Origin of the sequence: Marilutibacter maris, from assembly GCF_006546735.2 — a bacterium.
GTDB lineage: Bacteria > Pseudomonadota > Gammaproteobacteria > Xanthomonadales > Xanthomonadaceae > Marilutibacter > Marilutibacter maris.
Genome location: NZ_VICD02000169.1, coordinates 1 through 7445 on the forward strand (window position 1 = coordinate 1; position 7445 = coordinate 7445).

Annotated in this window: 2 protein-coding genes and 1 pseudogene; 2 read left to right on the forward strand and 1 reads right to left on the reverse strand. The window is 70.2% G+C overall.

All coding sequences use genetic code 11. The annotated features are described in order from the left end of the window. Positions 1–1870: pseudogene (locus FKV24_RS19280) on the forward strand (hypothetical protein); the annotation flags it as partial. Positions 1871–2534: 664 nt separating this feature from the next. Here the strand turns inward: FKV24_RS19280 and FKV24_RS10335 are convergent. Next, the gene (locus tag FKV24_RS10335) at positions 2535–3092 is read right to left on the reverse strand and encodes a Dps family protein (protein ID WP_111267228.1); all 558 of its coding nucleotides are present in this window, start codon (positions 3090–3092) and stop codon (positions 2535–2537) included. A gap of 81 nt (positions 3093–3173) precedes the next feature. On the opposite strand from FKV24_RS10335, the gene FKV24_RS10340 reads away from it, so the two are divergent. Then, a complete protein-coding gene (locus FKV24_RS10340; RefSeq protein WP_141482326.1) occupies positions 3174–7286 on the forward strand; it encodes a DUF3418 domain-containing protein in 4113 nt (1370 codons plus the stop codon). The last annotated feature ends 159 nt before the right edge of the window (positions 7287–7445 follow it).

Genomic DNA, 7445 nt, shown 5'->3' on the forward strand with positions numbered 1-7445 from the left:
ATCGACGGAACTGCTCGGCGAGCTGAAGAACCGCCTGACCCGCCTGCCGGACTGTGCGCCGGACTGCGCCACGATCGCGGCGGTGAACGTGCGCGCCGACCGCGACGACGTGCGCATCGCCCTCGACGTGCACGCGGCCACCCGAGTGTTCGTGCCGCTGCCCGCGGACGACGCCGGCCTGTCTCCGCTGGACCTGCGCGTGGACGGCGTCGAGGCCGACGGCGTGCTGCAGGCGCAGGGGCGACGTTGGGTCGTCCTGGAACGTGGCGTGCACCGGGTCGGGATCGAGGCTCGCGCGGTGGCCGACAAGGTCGTGCTCGCGTTCCCGCTGCCGCCGGCGCGTATCCAGTTCGAGGGCATCGGCTGGCAGGCCGGTGGCATCAGCGAAAACCGCCTTCCCGCCGGCAGCCTGACGCTGACCCGCAGCCGCGAGGCGGGGCCGGAGGCGGGCGACGGGCCCGGGCGTCCGGGGGCGCAGGACTTCCCGCCGTACGTGCGTCTGACCCGCCATCTCGATCTGGGGCTGGACTGGCAACTGCGCTCGGTCGCGGAGCGGCTTGCCCCGCAGGCCGGCGGCTTCACCGTGAAGCTGCCATTGCTGGAGGGCGAGAAGGTCGGCACCGCCGGGCTGCAGGTGCGCGCCGGCCAGGTCGAATTGCCGGTCCCCGACGGCGCCGGTAGCGCCCAGTGGCAGGGCAGCCTGGACAAGGCCGATGTGTTCACCCTGACCGCTCCGGCATTGAGCGATCACGCCGAGGTCTGGGAGATCACCGCAAGCCCGCTGTGGCACCTGGATTTCGAAGGCGTGCCCGAAAGCGCCCCCCGGTCCGGGGACGCCGACGACGACTGGCAGGTGTTCCGCTTCCATCCGTTGCCGGGAGAAACGCTGAAGGTCACGGTGTCCCGCCCCACCGCCGCCGCCGGTGCCACTCGCGCCATCGACGCATTGCGGCTGCAGAGCCGGTTCGGCCAGCGGGCCGGCGAACACGCGCTGGACCTGACCGTGCGCGCCAGCCAGGGCGGCGATCACACCGTCGTTCTGCCGGCCAGCGCCGAGGTGCTGTCGGTCACGCGCGACGGCGAAAGCCTCAATCTGCGTCCGCAGGACGGTCGCCTGAGCCTGCCCCTGCGGCCGGGCGTGCAGCGGTTCGATATCCGCTTCCGCGACGGCGATGGCGTGGCCATGCGCAACACGACACCCGCGATCGACCTGGGCCTGCCCGCCGCCAACATCAATCTCCAGCTGAACCTGCCGGAGGACCGTTGGGTGCTGCTGACCCGTGGCCCGCGCCAGGGGCCGGCGGTGCTGTACTGGGGCGAGCTGCTGGTGCTCGTGCTGGTGGCCTTTGCCCTGAGCCGCCTGCGCTGGGCGCCGTTGAAGCTGCACGAATGGCTGCTGCTGGGGATTGGTTTCTCCACCTTCTCCTGGCTCGCATTGTTCGTGGTCGTGGCCTGGCTGTTCGCGGTGGCCTGGCGCGACCGCAATACGGCCTCGCTCGGTAGCGTGGGCTTCAATCTGGTGCAGATCGGCCTGGTGGCGCTGACCGTCGCCGCCGTGCTGGCCCTGGTGGCGGCGATTCCCTACGGCCTGCTCGGCACGCCGGACATGCACATCCGCGGCAGCGGTTCGAGTGCCCATGTTCTGCGCTGGTTTGCCGACCAGAGCAGCGACGTCCTGCCGCAGGGCTCGGCGATAACCGTTCCGCTGTGGCTGTACCGCGCCGCGATGCTGGCCTGGGCGTTGTGGCTGGCCGTTGCGGTGCTGCGCTGGGCCACTTGGGGCTTCAAGGCCTGGACCCGGGATGGCCATTGGCGCTCACGTCCGAAGACCGCCAGCGCCCCGCCTGCGTTGCCCGATGAAGAGGGCTGAGGGGCGACCTCCGGGATGGGATGAGCCGCGAGGTTCTCCCATTCCGCGGGCTGGAACGCCTGTTGAGGAAGGCCCCTGCGCGCTGAAGGCGGGGGCATCGGTGGGTGCATCGCGCAGTGCACGGGTTTCGCGACGCGAAACCCGTGGTCGCCAGACGCGCAGCGCGGCGACTTCATAGCGAGATCTGCGGGATCAGGCGACTCGCCACGCTCACCCCATCCCACAAGCGCTAACGCGTCTGGAGGAAAGCCCCCTTGGTAAGGGGGCGCGCCAAAGGCGCGGGGATCGGAAGCGCAGCGTGCAGTGCACGGGTTTCGCGATGCGAAACCCGTGGTCGCCAGACGCGCCGAGTGGCGACGTCACTGCAGTTGAGAGCGAGGGTCGCAAGACGAGATGACTCGCTATGCTCACCCTGTTCAACAGGCGTGAGCGCGTCTGGAGGAAAGCCCCCTTGGTAAGGGGGCGCGCCAAAGGCGCGGGGATCGGAAGCGCAACGTGCAGTGCACGGGTTTCGCGACGCGAAACCCGTGGTCGCCAGACGCGCAGCGCGGCGACGTCACTGCCAAGGGGGCGCGCCAAAGGCGCGGGGATTGGAAGCGCATCGCGCAGTGCACGGGTTTAGCGATGCGAAACCCGTGGTCGCCAGACGCGCAGCCTGGCGACTTCACTGCAGCAGCGAGCGCAGCATCCAGGCGGTCTTCTCGTGGACCTGCAGGCGCTGGGTCATCAGGTCGACGGTCGGGTCGTCGCCGGCGTTGTCGGCGATCTTCAGGGTCTTGCGCGCGGTGCGGCAGACCGCCTCGTTGCCGACGGTCAGCTGACGGACCATCTCGCGCCAGTCGGCGGCGTCGCTCAGGCCCGGCTCCTCCGGAATCGACGACAGCCGGGTGAACTCGGCATAGGATCCCGGGGCGTTGAAGCCCAGGGCGCGGATCCGCTCGGCGACCTCGTCCAGCGCGGCCCACTGCTCGGTGTACTGGCCCTCGAACATCACGTGCAGCGAGTTGAACATCGGACCGGTGATGTTCCAGTGGAAGTTGTGGGTCTTCAGGTACAGGGTGTAGGCGTCGGCGAGGAAGTGCGACAGGCCGTCGGCGATCTTCTTGCGCTCGCCGCTGCCGATGCCGATGTCGATCGCCGGCGCCGCGGAGCCGGGGGCGGGCGATGCGGCCGGCTTGGCGGTCTTGCTGGAGGGCTTCTTGGCGGACTTGGACTTGGCCATGCGGTTTCTCCTGGGAGGCGTTGCGGCGACAATGGTCGCCCCGATTCGTGACTGGAAAAGCGTCGACGCGTTATCAACCACATGGAGTCTATCGACCCGAATGCAAATGCCGCGTCACGACGCGCGCGCGACAACGACACATCCGGCAAGGCGTTGCAGGACGCCCGCCGCGCGATCGACCGTGCGCTGAGCCGCGATCGCGGCCGCCTGCACGGGCTGTGGTCGCGCTGGAAGGGCAAGCCCGCCGACGCCAAGGCCGAGGCCGCGTTCGCCGAGGCATTGAAGGCGTCTATCGAACACCGCGAGAAGCGTGAATCGTCGTTGCCGCGGGCGCCGGTCGAAGCGTCGCTGCCGATCGCCGGCGAGGCCGAGCGTATCGTCGAGTTGATCCGCAGGCACCCGGTGGTGGTGATCGCAGGCGAGACCGGCTCGGGCAAGACCACCCAGTTGCCGAAGCTGTGCCTGGCGGCCGGACGCGGCGGCGCCGGGATGATCGGCTGCACCCAGCCGCGCCGGATCGCCGCGCGCGCGGTCGCCCGGCGCGTGGCCGAGGAGTTGAACGTCCCGCTCGGCGGCGCGGTCGGTTACCAGGTCCGCTTCAACGAGAACGTCGGCGAGCAGACCGCGATCAAGTTCATGACCGACGGCATCCTGCTGGCCGAGATCCAGTCCGACCGCTGGCTGTCGCGCTACGACACCATCCTGATCGACGAGGCCCACGAACGCAGCCTCAACATCGATTTCCTGCTCGGCTATCTGAAACAGCTGCTGAAGAAGCGTCGCGACCTCAAGGTCATCGTGACCTCGGCGACCATCGACACCGCGCGTTTCGCCGCCCATTTCGACGATGCGCCGGTGGTCGACGTCGAGGGGCGCACCTACCCGGTCGAGGTGCGCTACCGGCCGCTGGAAGGCGAGGGCGATGCCGAGGACGGCCGTCGTGGCGAGCGCAGCGTGACCGACGGCATCGTCGCCGCCTGCGACGAGATCACCCGCCAGGACCCGCGTGGCGACGTGCTGGTGTTCCTGCCCGGCGAACGCGAGATCCGCGACGTCCACCACGCGCTGGAGCGCCGCAAGTACCGCGATACCGAGGTGCTGCCGCTGTACGCGCGGTTGTCGGTGCGCGACCAGGACCGGGTGTTCAACCCCGGCGTGCAGCGGCGCGTCGTGCTGGCGACCAATGTCGCCGAGACCTCGCTGACGGTGCCGCGGATCCGCTACGTGATCGATCCGGGCCTGGCCCGGGTCAAGCGCTACAGCCAGCGCGGCAAGCTCGACCGCCTGCATATCGAACCGATCAGCCAGGCCAGCGCCAACCAGCGCAAGGGCCGCTGCGGACGCATCGCAGAGGGCACCTGCTACCGGCTGTATTCGGAGGCCGATTTCCAGTCGCGGCCGCTGTATACCGACCCGGAGATCCTGCGCGCGGCGCTGGCCGGCGTGATCCTGCGGATGCTGGCACTGGGATTGGGCGATGTCGACGGTGCAGGCCCGGGATCGCGCAAGCGCGCATCCAGGCGCGAATCGGGGATCGCACGGACCATCGAGGATTTCCCGTTCCTGGAGCCGCCCGAGCCGCGCGCGATCGCCGACGGTTGGCAGCAGCTGAACGAACTGGGCGCGGTCGACGAGGCGCGCCGGCTGACCGCGACCGGGCGCCTGATGTCGCGGCTGCCGGTCGACGTGAAGCTGGCGCGGATGCTGGTCGCCGCCCAGGCCCACGGCTGTCTGCGCGAGATGCTTGCGATCGCCTCCTTCCTCGGCATCCAGGACCCGCGTGAGCGGCCGGCCGACCAGCGCGGGGCCGCCGATGCCGCGCATGCGCAGTTTGCCGATCCGAAGTCGGAGTTCGTCGGCATCCTCAAGCTGTGGGCCACCTACGAGGACGCGCACCAGGAGCTGACCCAGTCGCGGCTGCGCAAGTGGTGCGAGAAGCACTTCCTCGGCTTCCTGCGCATGCGCGAGTGGCGCGAGCTGCACCGCCAGCTGAAGCTGATGGCGGCGGACATGGGCTGGGCGAGCGATAGCGCTCGCGAGCCACGGGTGGCCGGGCGCGGCGACCCGGAGCCTGCCCAGCCGCGCGATGACGGGCCGCGGGATGCCTGGGGTGAGATCGACACGGCCACCTATGCGACCCTGCATCGGGCGATCCTCGCCGGTTTGCCGACCCAGGTCGCGCATCGTGGCGATCGCGGCCTGTTCGAGGGGCCGCGCGGACGCCGTTTTCAGTTGTTTCCCGGCTCGCCGCTGTCGCGCAAGCCGCCGCCGTGGGTGCTGTCGGCGACCCTGCTCGATACCGAGCGGGTCTGGGGCCTGACCAATGCGGCGATCGAGCCGGACTGGGTCATCGCCGAGTTGCCGCACCTGCTGGCCCGGCGCCAGCACGACCCGCGCTGGGCGCGCTCGCAGGGCCGCGTCGTCGGCAGCGAGCAGATCAGCCTGTTCGGACTGGTGCTGGCGCCGAAGCGGCCGATCCACTACGGCGCGCTGTTCCCCGAGGAGAGCCGCGCGATCTTCGCCCGCGATGCCCTGGTCAGCGGCGAGATCAACACCCGGTCGGCGTTCCTGGCCCGCAATCTCGCGACCCTGGCGAAGGCGCGCGAGGAGGAGGCCAAGCAGCGTCGCGTCGGCCTGGTCGTCGACGAGGACTGGATGACCCGCTGGTACCTCGACCGGCTGCCGGCGGACGTGCACAACGCGCAGGCGCTGGATGCCTGGTATCGCAAGCTGTCGCCCGTGGACAAGGCCGGGCTGGAATGGTCGCTGGACGATCTGATGGTCGTCGACGAAAGCGACGCGGCGCGGTTCCCGCCGTACATCTCGCTGGGCGATGCGCGATTGGCGGTCAAATACCGCTTCGAGCCGGGCGCGGTCGACGACGGCATGACTGTGGCGGTGCCGTTGCACCTGCTCAACGCACTCGACCCGGTAAGGCTGGGATGGCTGGCGCCGGGATTCGTCGAGGACAAGGCGACCGCGCTGATCAAGTCGCTGCCGAAGGCGCAACGGCGCAATTTCGTGCCGGCGCCCGACTTCGCCCGCGCGTTCCACGAGGCCCATCCCGACGGCGATGTCGCCGACAGCCTGGGCGGCGCGCTGGCGCGGTTCCTGCACAAGCTCACCGGCGCCGAGGTCGCCGCCACGGACTTCGACGAGGCCGCGCTGGAGCCGCATCTGCGGATGAACCTGCGGCTGCTCGACAAGGACGGCCGCAAGGTGTTGGCGGAGTCGCGCGATCTGGACGATCTGAAGCGGCGCTTCGGCGAGCGCGCCGCGCGTGCCTTCGCCGCACGCGCGGCCGACGGCCTGGCCCGCGACGGTCTGACCGCGTTCCCGGACCAGTCGATTCCGGCGTCGGTGCCCGGCGCCGGTGGGGTGCCGGCCTGGCCGGCGCTGCACGACGACGGCGACAGCGTGTCCTTGCGCGTGCATGCCGAGCGCGAGGTCGCCGAGGCCGCGCACCCGGCGGGCGTGCGGCGGCTGCTGGCGCTGGCGTTGGCGGACCGGATGCGGCAGGCCCGCCGCCAGTTGCCGGTGTCGCCGAAGACAGGGCTGTTGTACGCGGCGATCGAATCGCAGGCGCCGCGCAGCGACGGTCTCAAGGACGGCGATCGCCTGCGCGCGGACCTGGTCGATGGCGCGTTCGCGGCGCTGTCGTCCGATGGACTGGGGACGATCCGCGATCCGCAGGCGTTCGCCGAGCGTCTGGACGCCGTCGGCAAGGGCCTGTTCCCGGAGGCGGTCGAACGCCTGAAGCGCGCCGAGGGCATCCTCGCCGCGGTCGCCGAGGTCCGCGCCGGGCTGGAGTCGCCGTTGATGGGCTGGGCCAGCGGCAATCTCGACGACATGCGCGCGCACCTGGCCGCGTTGGCGCCACCGGGCTTCCTGCGCGATGTGCCGGCCGAGTCGTTGCGCGAGTACCCGCGTTATCTGAAGGCGCTGACACTGCGCGGCGAGCGCGCCCTGCGCGATCCCGCCCGCGACCAGGCGCGGATGCTGGAGCTCAAGCCGTTCGTCGATGCACTGGACGCCGCGCGCACGCAGGGCCGTGCCGACGATCCGGCCTGGCGGGCCTTCGCCCACGATCTGGAGGAATTGCGGGTATCGCTGTTCGCGCAGGAATTGGGCACCCGCGGCGGCGTATCGCCGAAGAAGCTGGCGCAACGCTTGCAGTCACTCGACCGCTCCTAACGGTATGCCCCAGCCCCTTGAGTCAGGGGGCGATTCGCATCGCAGATGCGAATGGGGGTGTGGCAGCGCAACGGTGGGGCCCAAGGTTTGCGCAGCAAACTTTGGGAGATATCCGGGCGCAGCCGGATATCGTTCCCCCCTGAGTCAGGGGGCGATTCG